Source organism: Planktothrix mougeotii LEGE 06226, from assembly GCF_015207485.1.
Lineage (GTDB): Bacteria > Cyanobacteriota > Cyanobacteriia > Cyanobacteriales > Microcoleaceae > Planktothrix.
Genome location: NZ_JADEWU010000013.1, coordinates 60,072 through 78,164, shown reverse-complemented (window position 1 = coordinate 78,164; position 18,093 = coordinate 60,072). Strand labels below are relative to the sequence as shown.

Below are 18,093 nucleotides of genomic sequence, written 5' to 3'. Positions count from 1 at the left end.
GTTCCCTCTTCAAGTAGCGCTATAGTCAGAGATTCTGAGCGTAGCGAAGAATGACAATAGGTTTTTCGTTTGTATTTTTGTCAAAATATGGTTAATTTTAATCTAACTCAATCTCAAAAAAATCTGATTCTATTGTTAAGTATAATCGGGTTTAGTACCTTTCCCATTAACACTCTAGCTATACCCAAAACAAACGATGCTTCACAATCTGGAAATATTATTGAATTGAATAACAATTTAATTAATATTCCTTGGAGAATTGAATCAACTAACAGAAATTCAATGAATTCTGTACAAATCAGTGATATTGGATTAATGCAGAATATGGGGATTAACCTACTCGATACTAATAATAGTTCTCAACAACCCATTCAATGGTTTTCTGATTCTGTCATTTTATCAACTCAATATATTCGTCCCTATCGCTATTTAGATTTATCGAATTTTCCTCAAACTTCTCAATGGAAAATTCAACTGGATGGAACAGCTTTAAAAATTACAGCCCCACCCTCTACTATCCAATCTATCCGTTTTGAACCTTTATCTTTAGAAACAGAACCATCTCCAAAACTATCTAATTTTATACCCCAAAAAATTATTATTGAACTCGATAAACCGACATTCTGGCAACAGCCTATTCCAGATATTCAAAAGCGATCGCCTTCTCCTTCTCCTCAACCTTCACCGCCTACTCTAACCGATGATCCCACGATTCAAAATCAACCTAAACCTGCTCAACCTGCTCCCCCAACTTTACAAGATTGGAGTTTAATTTTAGAGGCTAAAGCAAATCCTCAACTGTTATATAATAACACTTCTAATATAAAATTACAATCCCAAAATTCTCAAACTCGTCTACAATTTAGTATTCCTCCAGGTTGGCGACCTGTTGTAACAAGCTTAGACTCTCCCTATGGTTTAATTATAGAACCTAAACCCGATTTTTTACAGTCTAAAAATATTCTATGGCAACCGGGGATTAGGTGGAAACAGGAGTATATTGAAATCCCTAAAATAGAGAGTTCTTTAGGCTCTTTACTCAATCGAATTTTCAAGACTCCAGAATCATCAGTTGAGCGATTTCCGGTGTATTGGTTAGAAATTGAATTAAATCAACCCAACACCAGTTTAATTCCTATTTTAAGTAATATTAATTCTCGTCAAGGAACTTCACCCTTATTAGATATAGCTCAAAAAGCAGACGTTTTAGCAGCCATTAACGGAGGATTTTTTAATCGCAATAATCAATACCCTTTAGGTGCGATTCGGTTCAATAATAACTGGTTATCGAGTCCGATATTAAATCGAGGTGCTATGGCTTGGGGACAAGATAAACCGATCATTATGAATCGTTTAATCTTAAGAGAAACTATAACAACAGATTCGGGTCAAACTTTACCCCTACAATATCTCAATAGCGGTTATGTAGAAGCTGGAATTTCTCGTTATACTTCCGATTGGGGAAACACTTATACTCCGATTAACAATCAAGAAAAAATTATTGTTGTTGAAAATAACCAAATTACTCGTCATATTGATTCCCCCAAATCAGGATCAACTGCCATTCCTATTCCAGTGCAAGGTTATTTATTAGTGATCCGAAGTCGTCCTGACTTATTAAATGTATTACCCATCGGAACTAATTTACAATTACAAAGTCAAACTGACCCTTCAGACTTTCAAAATTATCCTAATATTGTAGGCGCGGGGCCGTTATTAATTCAAAATCGTCAAATTGTTTTAGATGCAGCCTTAGAACGATTTAATCCCGCCTTTCAACAACAAAAAGCCATCCGCAGCGCCATTGCAATTACCGCTAATAATACTTTACTCCTACTAGCCGTTCATAACCGTCCCAATGGTTCTGGCCCTAGTTTATCCGAACTTGCTCAAATTCTTCAAAAATTAGAAGCTGTTACCGCTTTAAATTTAGACGGAGGAAGTTCTACCAGTCTCTATTTAGGAGGATACTATTTAGACCGTCCTTTCCCCACAGTCGCCCCCGTTCATAACGGTTTAGGAATTGTGATAACAGGTGAATCGTTAAATGTCAACAGCCAATAGCTAACAGTCAACTTTAATGTTCTGTAAAGATTTGACCAGTGCTAGGTTAAAGACGATTATTATAGATGACAGTAAGCTAGGGTGTATTTGCTATGGTGGTTGTGGTAAGTATTCTTGAGGACGTTGAGATTCACCCAAGTGTTCACCAATACCACTCTAGGTTTTAACAACAATAGAACTTCCGTCAAACCTTTGATAAGGAAATAGAATCATGGTAGTAGCCCAGGAAATTGTTGAAAATTCTAAACCCTCAACCGAGAATCTCCCGACTGTATGTAATGCCACAACAGAATTGAGACCTTGGGGTTCATTTACGACACTCGAAGAAGGGCCAGGATATAAAATTAAGCGCATTGAAGTCAAACCCGGTCATCGGCTGAGTTTACAAATGCACCATCATCGCAGTGAACACTGGATTGTTGTGGCAGGAACTGCTAGGGTTGTTTGTGGGGATTGTGAAGAAATTTTATTCTCGAATCAATCTACTTATGTTCCTCAATGTATGTCTCACCGCTTGGAAAACCCCGGTGTTATTCCCCTTGTCTTAATCGAAGTCCAGAACGGGGAATACTTGGGAGAGGATGATATTATCCGATTCCAAGATGACTATTCTCGTACACCTGCGTAGAGATGACCAGAACGCTATCTCCCTGATAATCTAAAAATGGGTTAACGTTTTTGTAAGCAGGTGTTCCATGATTTCTCTCAGTCCAGCAGCAACTCGTGAGGTTCTGCGCCTTAAGTCCAAGCAAAATCATCCTCATCTCCTCTTTCGTCTTGGAGTTCAAAAGGGAGGCTGCTGCGACTGGTCTTATACAATGGGATTTGATCACCAACGCCAGTCGAGTGATGTCGTTTATCAATTCCCTGAGATTGAAATTGTGATTGCCTCGGAAAATTTAAAGTACCTAGAAAACTTAACCATTGACTATTCTGAAGATTTAATGGGGGGTGGGTTTCGCTTCCAAAACCCCAACGCCTCCCAAAGCTGTAGTTGTAGCTATTCTTTTGTTCCTCAAGCCTAGACAGTCAACTCTTTATTCTTTTCATTCCCCATTCCCCATTCGTAATTCGTAATTCGTAATTCCCTGTTCCCTACAACAGAAAGTTTGCCAAAAGTGACTGGATAGGTTATTATGATCTTTTGGGTGTCAACATCTGACCCTAACTTTTGAAAGAAAGTCCCATCCCCAGGTCGGGGAGGGATATTTCAGTGGAGATACCTCAAAACTTCAAATTGCCGAATTAATTCAGTATGTCGTAACTCATGCCCACTATCCAGCAACTAATTCGTTCTGCACGGGAACAGACTCAGAAGAAAACAAAATCGCCCGCCCTCAAGAGTTGCCCTCAACGGCGGGGAGTCTGCACACGGGTTTATACAACCACCCCTAAAAAACCTAATTCCGCGCTGCGTAAGGTGGCAAGGGTGCGGCTAACCTCTGGCTATGAAGTGACAGCATATATTCCGGGTATTGGTCACAACTTGCAAGAACACTCCGTAGTAATGATTCGAGGCGGTCGGGTGAAAGATTTGCCTGGAGTTCGATATCACATTATTCGGGGAACATTAGACACGGCGGGAGTCAAAGATCGTCGTCAGGGACGCTCGAAGTATGGTGCCAAGCGTCCTAAATAAGAGCTTTGAGTCATGGTCAAGTTGAAGCAAGCTAGGTGTTGTTAGCTCAAGACTAACAGCATCTAGCCTGTGATGACTTGTACTCATCACGCTCGAATCTAAAATCATCTATTGTGTTGAGGAAGATACAATATGTCTCGTCGCCGAGTTGTACAAAAGCGTCCGATTCCCGCCGATCCGGTTTATAACAGTCGCTTAGTTAGCATGATGGTACGTCGCATCATGAAACATGGAAAGAAATCCATTGCTTACCGGATCATTTATCAGGCGCTAAAAACAATCGAAGAAAGAACGGGTTCAGAACCTTTAGAGGTGTTTGAAAAAGCCGTTCGCAATGCTACCCCCCTCGTGGAAGTCAAAGCACGACGGGTTGGCGGTGCAACCTATCAAGTTCCCATGGAAGTGCGCTCAGAACGCGGAACCGCTTTAGCCTTACGTTGGTTAATTCAATATGCTAGAGCCAGAACCGGACGTTCCATGGCGGTGCGATTAGCCAATGAACTGATGGATGCTGCCAACGAAACCGGAAGTGCAGTTCGCAAACGGGAAGAAACCCACCGGATGGCAGAAGCTAACAAAGCCTTTGCTCATTATCGGTATTAAAAATTGGGGATAGCAGTGATATCCGTAAACGTATAAAATCTTAATAAAGGTTTAAAAAGGAGGTAGCTGTGGCACGTACCGTCCCGCTTGAGAGAGTACGGAATATTGGTATTGCAGCCCATATCGATGCGGGCAAGACAACCACAACAGAGCGGATTTTATTTTACTCTGGCGTGGTTCATAAAATGGGCGAAGTCCATGAAGGAACCGCAGTAACCGACTGGATGGCTCAAGAGCGGGAGCGTGGAATTACCATCACGGCTGCCGCGATTACTACCAGTTGGAAAGATCATAAGATCAATATCATTGACACTCCCGGTCACGTAGACTTCACCATTGAAGTCGAACGCTCCATGCGGGTGTTAGACGGTGTGATTGCAGTCTTTTGTTCCGTTGGCGGTGTTCAGCCCCAATCTGAAACCGTTTGGAGACAAGCCGATCGCTATAAAGTCCCTCGGATTGTCTTTGTGAACAAAATGGATCGCACGGGCGCGAATTTTTTCAAAGTTTATGAACAAATCCGCGATCGCTTAAGAGCGAATGCAGTTCCCATCCAAGTCCCCATTGGAAGTGAAGACAACCTCCAAGGCTTAGTGGATTTGGTGGAGATGAAAGCTTATATCTACACCAACGATAAAGGAACGGATATCCAAGTCACGGATGATATTCCTGAAGAAGTCAAAGCAGTTGCTGAAGAATACCGCGTGAAACTGGTGGAATCAGTTGCTGAGACCGACGATCACCTGATGGAGAAGTATCTCGAAGGGGAAGAACTGACGAACGAAGAAATTCGGACGCAGTTACGCAAAGGAACGATTGATGGGACAATTGTTCCCTTACTTTGTGGTTCAGCCTTCAAAAACAAAGGGGTACAACAACTGTTAGATGCAGTAGTTGACTATCTCCCGGCTCCGGCGGAAGTTCCTCCGATTCAGGGAACCTTACCCGATGGTGAAATTGCCGTCCGTTATGCCGATGATAATGCTCCGCTATCGGCACTGGCCTTTAAGATCATGGCTGATCCCTATGGCCGTTTAACCTTTGTGCGGGTCTATTCCGGTGTTCTGCAAAAGGGGAGTTATGTTTTAAACTCCTCAAAAAATAAGAAAGAACGGATTTCTCGCTTGATCGTTCTCAAAGCTGATGATCGGATTGAAGTCGATGAACTTCGGGCTGGAGACTTAGGGGCGGCATTGGGTTTGAAAGATACTCTGACCGGAGATACCCTCTGTGATGACGCCAACCCTGTGATTCTGGAATCTCTGTTTATTCCTGAACCTGTTATTTCTGTTGCGGTGGAACCCAAAACGAAACAGGACATGGAAAAACTTTCCAAAGCTCTCCAGTCTTTGTCAGAGGAAGACCCCACCTTCCGGGTTTCCGTTGATTCTGAGACGAACCAAACCGTGATTGCTGGGATGGGTGAACTCCACTTAGAAATTCTGGTAGACCGGATGCTGCGGGAGTTCAAAGTAGAGGCGAATGTTGGTGCTCCTCAAGTTGCTTATCGGGAAACCATCCGCAAACCGGTGAATCGAGCCGAAGGCAAATTCATCCGTCAAAGTGGCGGTAAAGGTCAATACGGTCACGTTGTGATTAATCTCGAACCGGGTGAACCGGGTAGCGGATTTGAATTTGTTTCCAAAATTGTTGGGGGAACTGTACCCAAAGAGTACATCAACCCGGCGGAACAAGGGATTAAAGAAGCTTGTGAAACGGGTGTGGTTGCAGGTTATCCCTTAATTGATGTGAAAGCCACTCTGGTGGATGGATCTTACCACGATGTAGACTCCTCAGAAATGGCATTCAAGATCGCTGGCTCCATGGCACTCAAAGAAGCGGTGAGTAAAGCTTCACCCGTGCTGTTAGAGCCGATGATGAAAGTTGAGGTAGAAGTCCCAGAAGACTTTATTGGTAACGTCATTGGAGACCTCAACTCTCGCCGAGGCCAAATTGAGGGCCAAGATACGGCTCAGGGTATTGCCAAAGTGACCGCTAAGGTTCCCTTAGCTGAGATGTTTGGTTATGCAACTGACATCCGTTCTAAAACCCAAGGTCGTGGCATTTTCACAATGGAGTTCAGCCACTATGAGGAAGTTCCTCGTAGCGTTGCTGATGCTATTGTTGCCAAGAGCAAAGGAAACTAAATAGGCACTCGCGGATTGTCAGGTTTGAGGTTGTCGGTTCCCGGTTAACCACTAAAAGCCAACAACCCACGCCTGACGTCTGACCCCTTTCCTCAATTATTTTTCTTGAAAACTTTCAATTTGTAATTCAAAATGGCACGCGCAAAATTTGAACGGACAAAACCCCACGTTAACATCGGTACCATTGGCCACGTTGACCACGGTAAAACCACTTTAACGGCTGCAATCACCATGACTTTGGCAGCCTTGGGTCAAGCCCAAGCTAAAAAATACGACGAAATTGATGCCGCACCCGAAGAGAAAGCACGGGGGATTACCATCAATACCGCTCACGTTGAGTATGAAACCAAAGATCGTCACTATGCTCACGTGGACTGTCCGGGACACGCCGACTATGTGAAAAACATGATCACCGGTGCTGCCCAGATGGACGGTGCAATTTTAGTGGTGTCTGCGGCGGATGGCCCTATGCCCCAAACCCGTGAACACATCCTCTTAGCCAAACAGGTTGGGGTTCCCAATATCGTTGTGTTCCTGAACAAGGAAGACATGGTGGATGATGCTGAACTGTTAGAACTGGTAGAACTGGAAGTACGGGAACTGTTAACTTCCTACCAATTCGACGGTGACAATATCCCCATTGTGGCTGGATCTGCGAAAGAAGCTTTAGATGTAATGGTTGCTAGTCCCAAAACACAGAAAGGGGATAACGAGTGGGTAGATAAAATCTACAAACTTATGGAAGAAGTGGATGCCTATATCCCCACTCCTGAGCGGGATATTGACAAACCTTTCTTGATGGCGGTTGAAGACGTGTTCTCCATTACTGGACGGGGTACAGTAGCAACGGGCCGGATTGAACGGGGTAAAGTCAAGGTGGGCGATAACGTTGAATTGGTCGGAATTAAACCAACCCGTGCTACCATCGTCACCGGGATAGAAATGTTCAAGAAAAGTCTTGAGGAAGGGATGGCTGGAGACAACGCCGGACTTCTGTTACGCGGTATCCAGAAAGGTGATATTGAACGGGGAATGGTGATTGCGAAACCCGGTTCTATTACTCCTCATACTCAGTTTGAAGCCGAAGTTTATGTTTTAAAAGCTGAAGAAGGCGGTCGTAAAACTCCTTTCTTCCCCGGTTATCGTCCCCAGTTCTATGTACGGACAACGGATGTTACTGGAACCATTAAAACATTTACCTCAGATGAAGGTAAGGATGCTGAAATGGTCATGCCGGGAGACCGGATTAAAATGACGGTGGAACTGATTAACCCCATCGCCATTGAACAGGGGATGCGGTTTGCCATTCGTGAAGGCGGTCGTACTGTGGGTGCGGGCGTTGTGTCCAAAATCCTGAAGTAGACACCAGAATTAAACAGTCTGGTTGATGGAAAGGTGGCAGAAAAGGAGAAAGGTTTGATTCCCTTTTCTCCGCCTTCTATCTTAGAAAAACGAAAATTTATCAAACCCTTCATCCTGAACCTAGAAAACTCAACATCAAAATGGCTACTATTCAACAGCAAAAAATTCGGATTCGTCTCAAAGCGTTTGATCGCCGTTTACTCGATACTTCCTGCGAGAAAATTGTAGATACGGCTAATCGTACCAGCGCCACTGCTATTGGGCCGATTCCTTTACCCACAAAACGCCGGATTTATTGTTTATTGCGTTCTCCTCACGTTGATAAAGATTCACGGGAACACTTCGAGACTCGTACCCATCGACGCATTATTGATATTTATCAACCATCTTCTAAAACCATTGATGCTTTGATGAAATTAGATTTACCTGCTGGAGTTGATATTGAAGTAAAACTTTAAGCTTCCAACCTTCTAAACCTACTCAATTTGACCTTTCAAGGGAGAGGCGTGAGTAGGTTTTATCTATTTTGACCCTCACAAGATAACAATTTTCCAATATTTTTTAGGTTAAGCAGCTACAGAAATTGTCTTAACGGTTAGAGAAGGTTTGGGAATAGCTTGACCGTCTTCTCGTAGCGTGTCAATATAAAGCTCAATCGCTTCTTTAATATTATTTTCGGTTTCTTCTAAGGTTTTTCCTGTAGAAATACAGCCGGGTAAATCAGGAACATAAGCAGAATAGTTACTCCCAGCCCATTCAAAAATTGCAACATATTCTTTCATGATTGATCCTCTAATTGTGCTTGTTTCCAGATACTTTTAAGGGTTCCAATGGCAACTTCATCAGAAAAATTACCGGGTACAACAACGATACGAGATTTTTCGGGATGTTTTAGCACTCGATGACTTCCTCGCATTCTTGCTTCATACCATCCATCTGCTTCTAATCGCTTGAGTACCTCACGAACTTTCATTACTATTCCTACTCATACATTTTTACGGGTTAACATACTCATAGATTTTTTCTCGGTTGAGGTAATCTTCTTTAATTATAGGTTCTCAGAAACCGGGTTTCTTTAGCAATATTTCTGTTATACAGCAAAGATTAAGGCAGAAACCCGGTTTCTAACAAAACCCGTCCCCTGAAAAAAAAATTTTTAAACGCGCTGACGCGCGAAAAGGGAAGAAGGGAAAAGAAGAAAGAAGGGTAAAGGACAAAAGGGCTAAAGAAAACAGGGCTAAAAGTCCTGCACGCCAACCTACGACGCACCTACAACCCAACAAACCCGAAAGCCGAGGCTGACGTAGAAGTAGTCGGGGGTGAGCCTGACACGATACGCAGAACGGCAGCTATCAGGATCGAAGAACCACGAACCGCCCCGCAGACATCTTGATTGAGTATTTCCGCCCGACTCCCAAACGCTACCATCAGGAGGTGCACCATCGTAATTATCGTGCCAAGGGTCGGCGCACCATTCCCAAACGTTGCCGTGCATATCGTATAATCCAAAGGCATTTGGAGGAAAACTACCGACATCGGTGGTTTGTTGACGATAGGTTCCTGTTGGGGCGGAAGCGTAGCTAGATCTCGCGTCGTAATTGGCTAAATCGGCTGTAATTGTTTCCCCAAAATGGAAAGGCGTTGTTGTTCCTGCGCGACAAGCATATTCCCATTCCGCCTCACTGGGTAAACGATAGGTTTTGCCTGTTTTTTTGGAAAGTCGCTGACAGAATTCTTGCGCTTCGTGCCAATTTACATTCTCAACGGGTCGGTTTGCGCCTTTAAAATTGGAAGGATTATTTCCCATAATGGCTTCCCATTGAGCTTGAGTAATGGGATATTTTGCTATTGAAAATGCAGCAATATTAACGGGATGTTGGGGATATTCATCACTACTTGCATCAGCTTCATTTTGAGCAGCACCCATCATAAAAGTTCCCCCAGGAATGGATACCATTTCTAAGCTAATATTATTGCCTAAATCTTCTTTAAAAAATTCAGCCCGACGGCGTTCTCGGTGGGTTTCTTTTCCTTCGGCGTTAACGGTAATGACATCAAATTGAAATTCTCTTTCTCGAAGGCGTTTTTCATCCCAAACCCCTTGGACAACATCTCGATTATGGGCAACTCCGGGTAAATTAGGATTGAGGGCGAGACAGGAATTATAATCTGCGATCGCTTTTTCATATTCTCCTAATTTATAATAAGCATTACCGCGATTATTGTAAGCTTCGGCATAATTCGGATTTAATAACAAGGTTTGATTATAATCTTCTATCGCTGCTTGATATTTCCCTAATTTACTATAGGCTAATCCGCAATTATAATTTGCATCGGGGGAATTGGGTTCCAGTAACAACACTTGGGTAAAATCATCAATGGCAATCGTATATTCTCCCTGTTGACAATGGTTTTTTCCCCGTTGATAACAAGCTTGAACAATATTAACGCGGTGGGTTTCTCCCAAGGTCGCTAATAAGTTATTGATTTTTTCAATATAATCTACATCCTGAGCCATTACGACAGAATTAACGGTATCCCATAACTCAGAAACCCGGTTTCTCAAAGAAACCGGGTTTCTGATTTTCAACCAATATTCAACAGAATTCAGCAGTTGTTTTTTCGCCCAAGATTGATTCGGTAAATTGACTAAACCTTGGGCTAATTTTAAGATTAATTCAGGAACCCAGTGGGAACGTTCAACGGCTAAGGCTTGATAGATTTGTTCATAACCGGAAATCACAACCCCCACGACTTCATCTGTAATTTCCCCTTCAGGAATATTTTGAGTTAAATCGGGGAGAAGTTGGGGTAATAAGGGTGTTAAATCATGTAAAAATAGATGATGGGTATCAGCTATCCAACCTGCAACTAAACAATGACAGGTGATTAAAAACTGATACAAATCTTCAAAATGTTTGCGATTAATTTTATAGTGAATTTCTAACTCATCATCCTCGATTCCCGCTTCTCGCAAACTTTGTTCTTCTTCCCAAATCTTGAGATTAATTTCATTATACCCGCCCCGTTTTTCAATCTCAGCTTGGGTTTTTCCTAATGCAATCAGTTTATCTTTTGTATTCTTCCAAGTCAAGGCGCGAGTTTTAGCAGAATTATACAAAATATCCCGATAGGACAAACGAGCAATAATGGTTTGATAGGAATAATTAGGTTGTCCTATTGTCCAATAAGCGATTCTAAAATTAAGATAATCTCCATCAAATTCCGACTCTAATATTAAGGTCGGTTCTGATTTTAACATCCCGAATAATGCTTTAATACTGGCTTCACTATGAAAACGTTTACTTTCCCAAGCACCTGCTAAAAATTCTATCGGTCTTCCCTGTTGAGAATAGCGGTCAAAAAAATCCCGTAATTGTTGATTTAAGGTTAATTCAATATCGGGGAAATTTTGAGTTTTTTCGATAAACCGTTCAAACTGAAATTTAGGGGGAGCAATAAAAACTCGTAGGGGAATTAAACGATTATGATTGTAGGATTCTAAAATTTGCGCCGGAGGTAAAGTTAACGGCCAATTTGCAAAAATTTTCTGAACTTCTGCTTGGTTATGGGCAACTTTTATCGCTGTTTCTCGTTGATATTCAGCGATGGCTAATTGAGTTTCTCGGTTATATTGGGCTAATTCAGTTTGCAGGTTTTTTTCCTGTTCAAAACGCCAGCGTTGAAACTCAATATTTCCTTGATGAATCGCTAAGTTAACACTTTGGATATATTCTTGGAGTTCCTTTTGTCTTTGATGATTCAGTTCAGCTTGTTGGGCTTGAAAGTCTCGATTTTCTTGATTTTGGATATATTGCAATTTAATCTCTGCTAACTTAATTTGTTGTCTTTTTTCCTCCATTTCAACCTGATTAGCGACTATTATTTTTGTATTTCTTTCTTGGGTATCTGCAATGTATTTCTCAGGTAGAAATATAGATTCTAACCCTCTTTTAATTTTACCCCAAAATCCGATTTTTGTATCTTCTGGTAATGAGCGTGTCATCTGTTAATCTCCGGTTAATAAATTCTGCGGTGGTTGTTTGATAAAATTGATGAATTAATCCAAAAATGTTAGGTGTATTTAGGGAGGGGTTTGGCGAGAAAACCTCGCCCCTACGTCTGCTCTATTCTGTGAGGCGTTCACGCCTCTAAGCCCTGAAGGGCTTACTACTCGTAGTGAGGCGTTCACGCCTCTAAGCCCTGAAGGGCTTACTACAATGGACTAACCTGGACTCAATGTAAACCTTGATAATATTCTCCATTTCCAGAGAATTCAGAAAAATTAGAATCAGGATACCCGTTTAAATCTTGGAGAAGCCTATGATCCAAAATATTTAACTTTCTATTATAACGTAGTCATCTATATTTGTGTTCAACCCTCATCTGAAACTCAGAAACCGGGTTTCTCGGTCTGTTTAAAGGTTCTCAGAAATTGGGTTTTTCAACAAGATTTCTATTCAGCAGCAAAGTTATTACAGAAACCCGGTTTTTTTCCGGGTCTAGCAGTTTTCCCTGAAGTGAGGCACAATTAAGGATTATGCTTCCTTGTGAGTAGGTCTTAATTTAACGGACAATGGCATCATATTCCTCAATTGCTGTTCGAGAGCTTCCTCTGTTTCCTCTACCGGAAGTGGTTTTATTTCCAGGTAGACCTCTACCTCTGCATATTTTTGAGTTTCGTTATCGGATTATGATGAATACCATCCTGAATACGGATCGCCGTTTTGGGGTATTGATGTTTGATCCGAATCAAGGTCAAGTCGCTTCCGTGGGTTGCTGTGCCGAAATTGTCCAATACCAACGTTTACCCGATGATCGAATTAAAATGCTGACGTTAGGACAGCAACGGTTTCGGGTATTAGAAGCGGTTCGGGAAAAACCTTATTTGGTGGGTTTGGTAGAATGGATCGAAGATGAACCCCCCCAACAGGATTTAAGACCGTTAGCAACGGAAGTAGAGCGTTTGTTGCGCGATGTGGTTCATCTCTCAGGAAAGTTGATGGAACAAAATATTGAGCTTCCTGATGATATTCCTGATTTACCCACAGAACTTTCCTATTGGGTTGCGAGTAATCTCTATGGAGTCGCAACGGAACAACAAACCCTATTAGAGATGCAAAATACTGTCGCGCGTTTGGAACGGGAAGTTGAAATTTTAACATCAACTCGTAACCATTTAGCGGCACGAACGGCTTTAAAAGATGCGTTGGAATAGGGAAGAATAATTGGTGCGTGCGCTTACTCCTGGGTTTGTACCTTGCTAACGAGTTAGACCGGGTTGGAATAGGGAAGGAATTGGTGCGTGCGCTTACGCTTACGCACCCTACGGGTTAAGGACTTGGGGGTAAGGATAAGGGCTGCTTCATTGGGGATTTGCCATTTTTTGAATGTCCGTTTTGTTCAATTGGAGTCGCATCAGGAATGAGCGGATCAGAAGATAAAAATAATTCCCGAATCAGTCTAGCGGCGGCTCGTTGGGCTAATTCTCCAGCTACTTTTTGACTCAACTGTCGAACTTCGGGTTTAACAATTAAACTCGGAACACGCTGCACTAATAGCATCGGATCAAACCCTTTTGTTTCCTGGAGAATACTAACAATGCGTTGAATTTGTTCTAAATTGTTTGGAGTTGATGGAGGTTGAGGTTCTTTTGCAGGAGTAGAAATGGGTTTTACCCCCAGCCATTCAGCGACTTTAGATTGAGCCGTTGTCAACGCATTACGAGAAGCAACATCAATACTTTGAACAAACTCATTAGCTAATCGTTCTCGGATAAATTCTCCCCGTTCTGAAAATAAAAAATCTAGGGTTTGATTCAACACTTCATTAATATCATAATCATCACTATTTCGAGCGTTTTTGAGTAAATTTTCTAATCGATTCCATCGAAATGATCCGTCTTTAAACAATAAATCTTTCAAAGACGTTCTTAATTCAACGGAAGGATCGGTTAACAATCGTTTAGCCACATAAGGATAAGCTTTACTTAAGACTTTAAAGTTGGGATCAACATTAATAGCAATGCCTTCTAATGTCACCAAAGATCGAATAATTAACGCATAGTAGGCTGGAACTCGGAAGGGATAATCATACATTAATTCCGAGAGTTGATCCGTAATACTCTTAAAATTCAATTCAGCAACACTCGCCCCTAACGCATTACTAAACACTTTTTCTAAAGCCGGAATAATCGGAGTTAAATCGGTATCGGGCGTTAAAAATTCTAATTTGACATAATCTTTGGCTAACCCTTCAAAATCTCGATTCACTAAATGGACAACGGCTTCTAATAACCCATAGCGTTGATAAGGTTTAACCTCGCTCATCATACCAAAATCGAGATAAACTAACTTACCATCGGGACTGGCTAATAAATTACCCGGATGGGGATCAGCATGAAAAAACCCATGTTCTAATAATTGCCTTAAGGAACATTGCACCCCCACTTCAATTAAGTAACGGGCATCAATGCCTTGGGCTGCAACTTCTTCTAAATTCGTTAATTTAGAACCGTTGATCCACTCCATTGTTAATACACGGCGTCCCGTATATTCCCAATAAATTCGAGGCACATAAATATCCTGAATATTGCCGTAAAGTTGTCGAAATCGTTCCGCATTTCGTCCTTCATGGTTGTAGTCCATTTCTTCATAAATACGACCCCCAAATTCATCCATGATGGCGACTAAATCACTACGGATAAACTTAAAGGTTTTCTTAGCCCATTGTGCTAAGGTTCGTAAAATATAAATATCCAGGGCAATGCTTTCAGATAACCCCGGACGCTGGACTTTAACCGCGACAACTTCCCCAGTTTTTAATTTACCTTTATAAACTTGTCCTAATGATGCTGCTGCTAAGGGATCAGGACTTAATTCAGCATAGATATTTTCTGGGCGATCGCCTAATTCTTCTTCAATAAATTGATAAGCAACTTCATTGGCAAAAGGCGGGAGTTGATCTTGTAATTGGGTTAATTCTTCTAAATATAAAGGAGGAACTAAATCCGGTCGAGTGGATAAGGCCTGTCCCACTTTAATAAATGCCGGGCCGAGTTCTGTTAAGGTGGTTCGTAGTTGAATGGCGCGTTTGCGATCCGTTTTCAGGTTTGTTCCGCCTTTGCCATCTAACCATAATCCCAAGGCAAAAAAACCCAATTTCCCTATAATGCTTAACAGGCGTCCCCAAACTTGGAACACACGAGAACGGTAATAATCTGCAATGGCAATCGGATCGTAGCGTAATGCAGGTTGATTCGATTCATCAAGGCTTGTCACCTCTGGCGGTTGAGGCAGTTGGTGATGTTCCTCCACAAATTCTGAGGAGACATCAATGGTTGCAGGGGGAACGGATCTGCTCGGTTGCAGGGGAGTAATCGTCATAAGAGGTGAATCTGAATCAAGCTGGGGCTTTGCAGGCAATACCGTCTTGACTTCCATAAATGTAGGACTTAGGTGGGAATTTCTGTTAACTATTGTAACAATATCTCAATCAAGTCCTTTACCTCCCCAGAAAGACCGTCCGATTGATGGGGAATTAACCTACTCACCATCCCCTGTTTCTGTTGTGTGGGTCAGTCGGTTGCAAATATTTAAGAGATAGAGACGGGTACTCACCGGAAGGCGGGGTAAGGGAGCTTCCAGATTTGGCCAGGTGGGTAAATCGAAGCAGGGACAACAATTAGGAGGCATTCCGGCAACTTTCACGGGCACCGAGAGAGAACAACGGGCACAGGATTCAATTTCCCATTGTGAGGAAAGCAAATCTTCAATGGTTTGCTCTGTGCCTTCCAAATAGCACTCTCCAGAGTCAGGGGAGAGGATTTCCTTCCAGCAGTCCTCAAACTCGCGACTATACCTGTCTCCTTGAACGACAGGTTGGGGTAAGCGAGATTCTGCACCGTTGCGAATTAAGACTTTTTTACCTAACTGAAACCAGTAGGCTAAATATTGTTTAACTTGGTGTTGTGAAGCCATAAGTCTACTGTTTTAAGGTTTTAATTGCTAAATTTAAGGTTGACGGAGCAGAAATTTAACCTAAAAGCAGAGCCAATCGACTAATGGGTATTTCCTTATTTTTATTCTAGGGGTTAAATTGCCTCTTAACTCCTCCCTAAATCTATATTAATCCTAAAATTAAATTCTGAATAGGATAAATATTTTACAATTACTTTCGAGGAATCTCTACTCCTTTAATACCGATGAGATGGCTTTGTTTTGGTAAAAACATAGAGTTTAATTATAAATATGTACTATATTATCGATTGATAACTAGGTTCTCTTTTATGTATTAATAAATATAACAAATAAATTAATTTTTGTAAATCTTCATAAAGATAGATTTTTGTTTTTTAAATGATGAGCAATAATTGATTGTATTCATAGACTTTTAAAATAAATTCTAAAAAAGCAATATCCTTTAGCAATCAATCCGTAAATGATGAGAATATAGATTCTAAATTAATACTTTTAAAGCTCTTTATCAAAAATTAGAAAATAAATTTATTGATTAATGTTAATAATTATTCTACCCAAAACTTGCGGTGAAGGAGTTAAGGTAGATATCTAAGAAACTTGCTAACAGAGAATAAAAGGGTTGAGGAGTAGCCTAAAATCATCCTTTGGGCCAGAATTCTTAAAAGTTGTTAATGGATTGTACCCAAGGGTGACTTCCCCTCTACACTCAAAAAGGAGATCTGTCCAAAAGCGACCAGCCATTATGTCAAGTACAAACCTACAAGCCTCAAATTCCGATACAACACCTCATACAGCCCGCCATCAAATTGTGATTGTTGGGGGAGGAGCCGGAGGAATTACCGTCGCCGCCCAACTGATGCGGAAAGATTCCAGCCTGGATATTGCCATTATTGAACCCTCCGAGAAACATTACTATCAACCTGCTTGGACATTAGTGGGTGGGGGTGTTTATAATATTGAAGATACGATTAAAGACGAAAAAGACTGTATTCCCCCCGGTGTCAAGTGGATTAAAGCTTATGCGGATAAATTTGAACCGGAAAATAATTTAGTTATTACCCAAGATGGGCAGCGCATTCAGTATCAATACTTAGTGGTTTGTCCAGGGATTCAAATTGATTGGCATTTAGTCGAAGGATTAAAAGATGCCATTGGTAAAAATGGAGTCACCAGTAATTATTCCTTAGAATACGCGCCTTATACTTGGGAATTGTTAAAGAATTTTAAAGGGGGAACGGCAATTTTTACCTTTCCATCCACACCGATTAAATGTGGAGGAGCACCCCAAAAGATTATGTATTTAGCGGATGATACCTTCCGCAACAATGGGGTACGGGAAAAAAGCCAGGTTATGTATTGTACAGCCGTTGGCAAAATGTTCCCCATTCCGGGCTATTGTGAAGCCTTAGAAAAAGTTGTGGAACGTCGCAATATTGATGTTAAGTATCAACATAATCTCAAAGCCATTAAACCGGAAACCAAAGAAGCAATTTTTACTGTAAACGGTGTGGAGGAAATCAGGATTAAATATGATTTAATTCACGTCACACCACCCATGAGTTCCCCAGATTTTATTAAAAATAGTCCCTTAGCAGTACAACCGGGGGGATGGGTAGATGTGAATAAAACGACATTACAACATAACATTTATCCGAATGTATTTGCGTTAGGAGATGCGTCTTCCCTACCGACTTCTAAAACCGCAGCAGCAATTCGGAAACAAGCCCCTGCATTAGTGGAAAATCTCTACAGTTTAATTCAGTCTCAAAAACTAACAGGAAGTTATGATGGTTATACCTGCTGTCCGTTAATTACGGGTTATGGAAAAACGATTATGGCGGAGTTTACCTACGAGTGTAAACCCGACTCTAGTTTTCCCTTTGACCCCACACAAGAACGTTATAGTATGTGGTTAGCCAAGCGTTATATTTTACCTTGGTTATATTGGAATCGGATGTTAAAAGGTGCCCCCTTTGAGGCAGACCGTTTGAAGCCGTTGAAAGGTTAATTTTATTTTAGAAGCCGGTTTTTTTCAAAGAACTTTAGGGAGAACTTAAAGCTTAAAAAAATCCGGTTTCTAGGAAAAAAAGAGTTTTAAGATTAAAAGTGAAAAGAACAACTTGTATTAATTAAATTAAACATTCCCTCCCTTAAATAGAATCCTATTTTTTAAAGAAATTCATATTTTATATTGTTAAGCTAACCCAACTATTATCCTACATTAAAAAAAGCCCAAATTATTGCTATGCAACAATTTGGGCTTTTATTTTTTCCAATTTAATCGGAAATTAAATCTTCT

At 41.3% G+C, this 18,093-nt stretch carries 15 protein-coding genes; 10 read left to right on the top strand and 5 right to left on the bottom strand.

Annotated elements, in window-relative coordinates; all coding sequences use genetic code 11:
* Nucleotides 1-282: 282 nt before the first annotated feature.
* From IQ236_RS08285 to rpsJ, 8 genes are all read left to right on the top strand, one after another.
* Nucleotides 283-2,064, top strand: coding sequence for a phosphodiester glycosidase family protein (locus IQ236_RS08285; RefSeq protein ID WP_193868821.1), 1,782 nt, complete (start codon nucleotides 283-285; stop codon nucleotides 2,062-2,064).
* A 211-nt stretch (nucleotides 2,065-2,275) separates the two neighbouring features.
* On the top strand, nucleotides 2,276-2,692 hold the full coding sequence (locus IQ236_RS08280; protein ID WP_072721127.1) for a cupin domain-containing protein: 417 nt from the start codon (nucleotides 2,276-2,278) through the stop codon (nucleotides 2,690-2,692).
* A gap of 67 nt (nucleotides 2,693-2,759) precedes the next feature.
* Complete coding sequence (locus IQ236_RS08275; protein ID WP_193868820.1) at nucleotides 2,760-3,089, top strand: HesB/IscA family protein; 330 nt, start codon at nucleotides 2,760-2,762, stop codon at nucleotides 3,087-3,089.
* 242 nt (nucleotides 3,090-3,331) lie between these two features.
* The gene (gene rpsL / locus IQ236_RS08270) at nucleotides 3,332-3,703 is read left to right on the top strand and encodes a 30S ribosomal protein S12 (protein ID WP_026786431.1); all 372 of its coding nucleotides are present in this window, start codon (nucleotides 3,332-3,334) and stop codon (nucleotides 3,701-3,703) included.
* Between the two features lie 132 nt (nucleotides 3,704-3,835).
* Nucleotides 3,836-4,306 (top strand): 30S ribosomal protein S7, encoded by a 471-nt coding sequence (rpsG, locus tag IQ236_RS08265; RefSeq protein WP_072721124.1) that lies wholly within the window; start codon nucleotides 3,836-3,838, stop codon nucleotides 4,304-4,306.
* Between the two features lie 68 nt (nucleotides 4,307-4,374).
* A complete protein-coding gene (gene fusA / locus IQ236_RS08260; protein ID WP_193868819.1) occupies nucleotides 4,375-6,453 on the top strand; it encodes an elongation factor G in 2,079 nt (692 codons plus the stop codon).
* 132 nt (nucleotides 6,454-6,585) lie between these two features.
* The gene (tuf, locus tag IQ236_RS08255; protein WP_193868818.1) at nucleotides 6,586-7,815 is read left to right on the top strand and encodes an elongation factor Tu; all 1,230 of its coding nucleotides are present in this window, start codon (nucleotides 6,586-6,588) and stop codon (nucleotides 7,813-7,815) included.
* Nucleotides 7,816-7,955: 140 nt separating this feature from the next.
* Nucleotides 7,956-8,273 (top strand): 30S ribosomal protein S10, encoded by a 318-nt coding sequence (rpsJ, locus tag IQ236_RS08250; protein WP_190523653.1) that lies wholly within the window; start codon nucleotides 7,956-7,958, stop codon nucleotides 8,271-8,273.
* 108 nt (nucleotides 8,274-8,381) lie between these two features.
* Here rpsJ and IQ236_RS08245 read toward each other — a convergent pair whose 3' ends face one another.
* The 3 genes from IQ236_RS08245 to IQ236_RS28165 form a co-directional block, all read right to left on the bottom strand.
* Nucleotides 8,382-8,597: a type II toxin-antitoxin system HicB family antitoxin gene (locus IQ236_RS08245; RefSeq protein WP_193868817.1), complete on the bottom strand. Its 216-nt coding sequence runs from the start codon at nucleotides 8,595-8,597 to the stop codon at nucleotides 8,382-8,384.
* Nucleotides 8,594-8,788, bottom strand: coding sequence for a type II toxin-antitoxin system HicA family toxin (locus IQ236_RS08240; RefSeq protein ID WP_193868816.1), 195 nt, complete (start codon nucleotides 8,786-8,788; stop codon nucleotides 8,594-8,596). The genes IQ236_RS08245 and IQ236_RS08240 overlap by 4 nt, the downstream gene beginning before the upstream one ends.
* Before the next feature lie 285 nt (nucleotides 8,789-9,073).
* Entirely contained in the window at nucleotides 9,074-11,821 is a 2,748-nt protein-coding gene (locus IQ236_RS28165; protein WP_193868815.1) for an SUMF1/EgtB/PvdO family nonheme iron enzyme, read from the bottom strand.
* Nucleotides 11,822-12,391: 570 nt separating this feature from the next.
* On the opposite strand from IQ236_RS28165, the gene IQ236_RS08230 reads away from it, so the two are divergent.
* A complete protein-coding gene (locus IQ236_RS08230; protein ID WP_193868814.1) occupies nucleotides 12,392-13,033 on the top strand; it encodes an LON peptidase substrate-binding domain-containing protein in 642 nt (213 codons plus the stop codon).
* Between the two features lie 115 nt (nucleotides 13,034-13,148).
* On the opposite strand, the gene IQ236_RS08225 is transcribed toward IQ236_RS08230, so the two are convergent.
* Complete coding sequence (locus tag IQ236_RS08225; RefSeq protein ID WP_193868813.1) at nucleotides 13,149-15,200, bottom strand: ABC1 kinase family protein; 2,052 nt, start codon at nucleotides 15,198-15,200, stop codon at nucleotides 13,149-13,151.
* Between the two features lie 159 nt (nucleotides 15,201-15,359).
* A complete protein-coding gene (locus tag IQ236_RS08220) occupies nucleotides 15,360-15,794 on the bottom strand; it encodes a hypothetical protein (RefSeq protein ID WP_190516853.1) in 435 nt (144 codons plus the stop codon).
* A 742-nt stretch (nucleotides 15,795-16,536) separates the two neighbouring features.
* Here IQ236_RS08220 and IQ236_RS08215 point away from each other — a divergent pair.
* On the top strand, nucleotides 16,537-17,802 hold the full coding sequence (locus IQ236_RS08215) for an NAD(P)/FAD-dependent oxidoreductase (protein ID WP_193868812.1): 1,266 nt from the start codon (nucleotides 16,537-16,539) through the stop codon (nucleotides 17,800-17,802).
* Nucleotides 17,803-18,093: the final 291 nt, after the last annotated feature.

What these genes read in the sequence shown, in the direction of transcription:
- IQ236_RS08275 (WP_193868820.1), top strand. Translation starts at nt 2,760, where the DNA reads ATGATTTCTCTCAGTCCAGCAGCAACTCGTGAGGTTCTGCGCCTTAAG.
- IQ236_RS08245 (WP_193868817.1), bottom strand. Translation starts at nt 8,597, where the DNA reads ATGAAAGAATATGTTGCAATTTTTGAATGGGCTGGGAGTAACTATTCT.
- IQ236_RS08280 (WP_072721127.1), top strand. Translation starts at nt 2,276, where the DNA reads ATGGTAGTAGCCCAGGAAATTGTTGAAAATTCTAAACCCTCAACCGAG.
- IQ236_RS08220 (WP_190516853.1), bottom strand. Translation starts at nt 15,794, where the DNA reads ATGGCTTCACAACACCAAGTTAAACAATATTTAGCCTACTGGTTTCAG.
- IQ236_RS08285 (WP_193868821.1), top strand. Translation starts at nt 283, where the DNA reads ATGAATTCTGTACAAATCAGTGATATTGGATTAATGCAGAATATGGGG.
- rpsG (WP_072721124.1), top strand. Translation starts at nt 3,836, where the DNA reads ATGTCTCGTCGCCGAGTTGTACAAAAGCGTCCGATTCCCGCCGATCCG.
- IQ236_RS08215 (WP_193868812.1), top strand. Translation starts at nt 16,537, where the DNA reads ATGTCAAGTACAAACCTACAAGCCTCAAATTCCGATACAACACCTCAT.
- IQ236_RS08240 (WP_193868816.1), bottom strand. Translation starts at nt 8,788, where the DNA reads ATGAAAGTTCGTGAGGTACTCAAGCGATTAGAAGCAGATGGATGGTAT.
- tuf (WP_193868818.1), top strand. Translation starts at nt 6,586, where the DNA reads ATGGCACGCGCAAAATTTGAACGGACAAAACCCCACGTTAACATCGGT.
- rpsL (WP_026786431.1), top strand. Translation starts at nt 3,332, where the DNA reads ATGCCCACTATCCAGCAACTAATTCGTTCTGCACGGGAACAGACTCAG.
- IQ236_RS28165 (WP_193868815.1), bottom strand. Translation starts at nt 11,821, where the DNA reads ATGACACGCTCATTACCAGAAGATACAAAAATCGGATTTTGGGGTAAA.
- rpsJ (WP_190523653.1), top strand. Translation starts at nt 7,956, where the DNA reads ATGGCTACTATTCAACAGCAAAAAATTCGGATTCGTCTCAAAGCGTTT.
- IQ236_RS08230 (WP_193868814.1), top strand. Translation starts at nt 12,392, where the DNA reads ATGGCATCATATTCCTCAATTGCTGTTCGAGAGCTTCCTCTGTTTCCT.
- IQ236_RS08225 (WP_193868813.1), bottom strand. Translation starts at nt 15,200, where the DNA reads ATGACGATTACTCCCCTGCAACCGAGCAGATCCGTTCCCCCTGCAACC.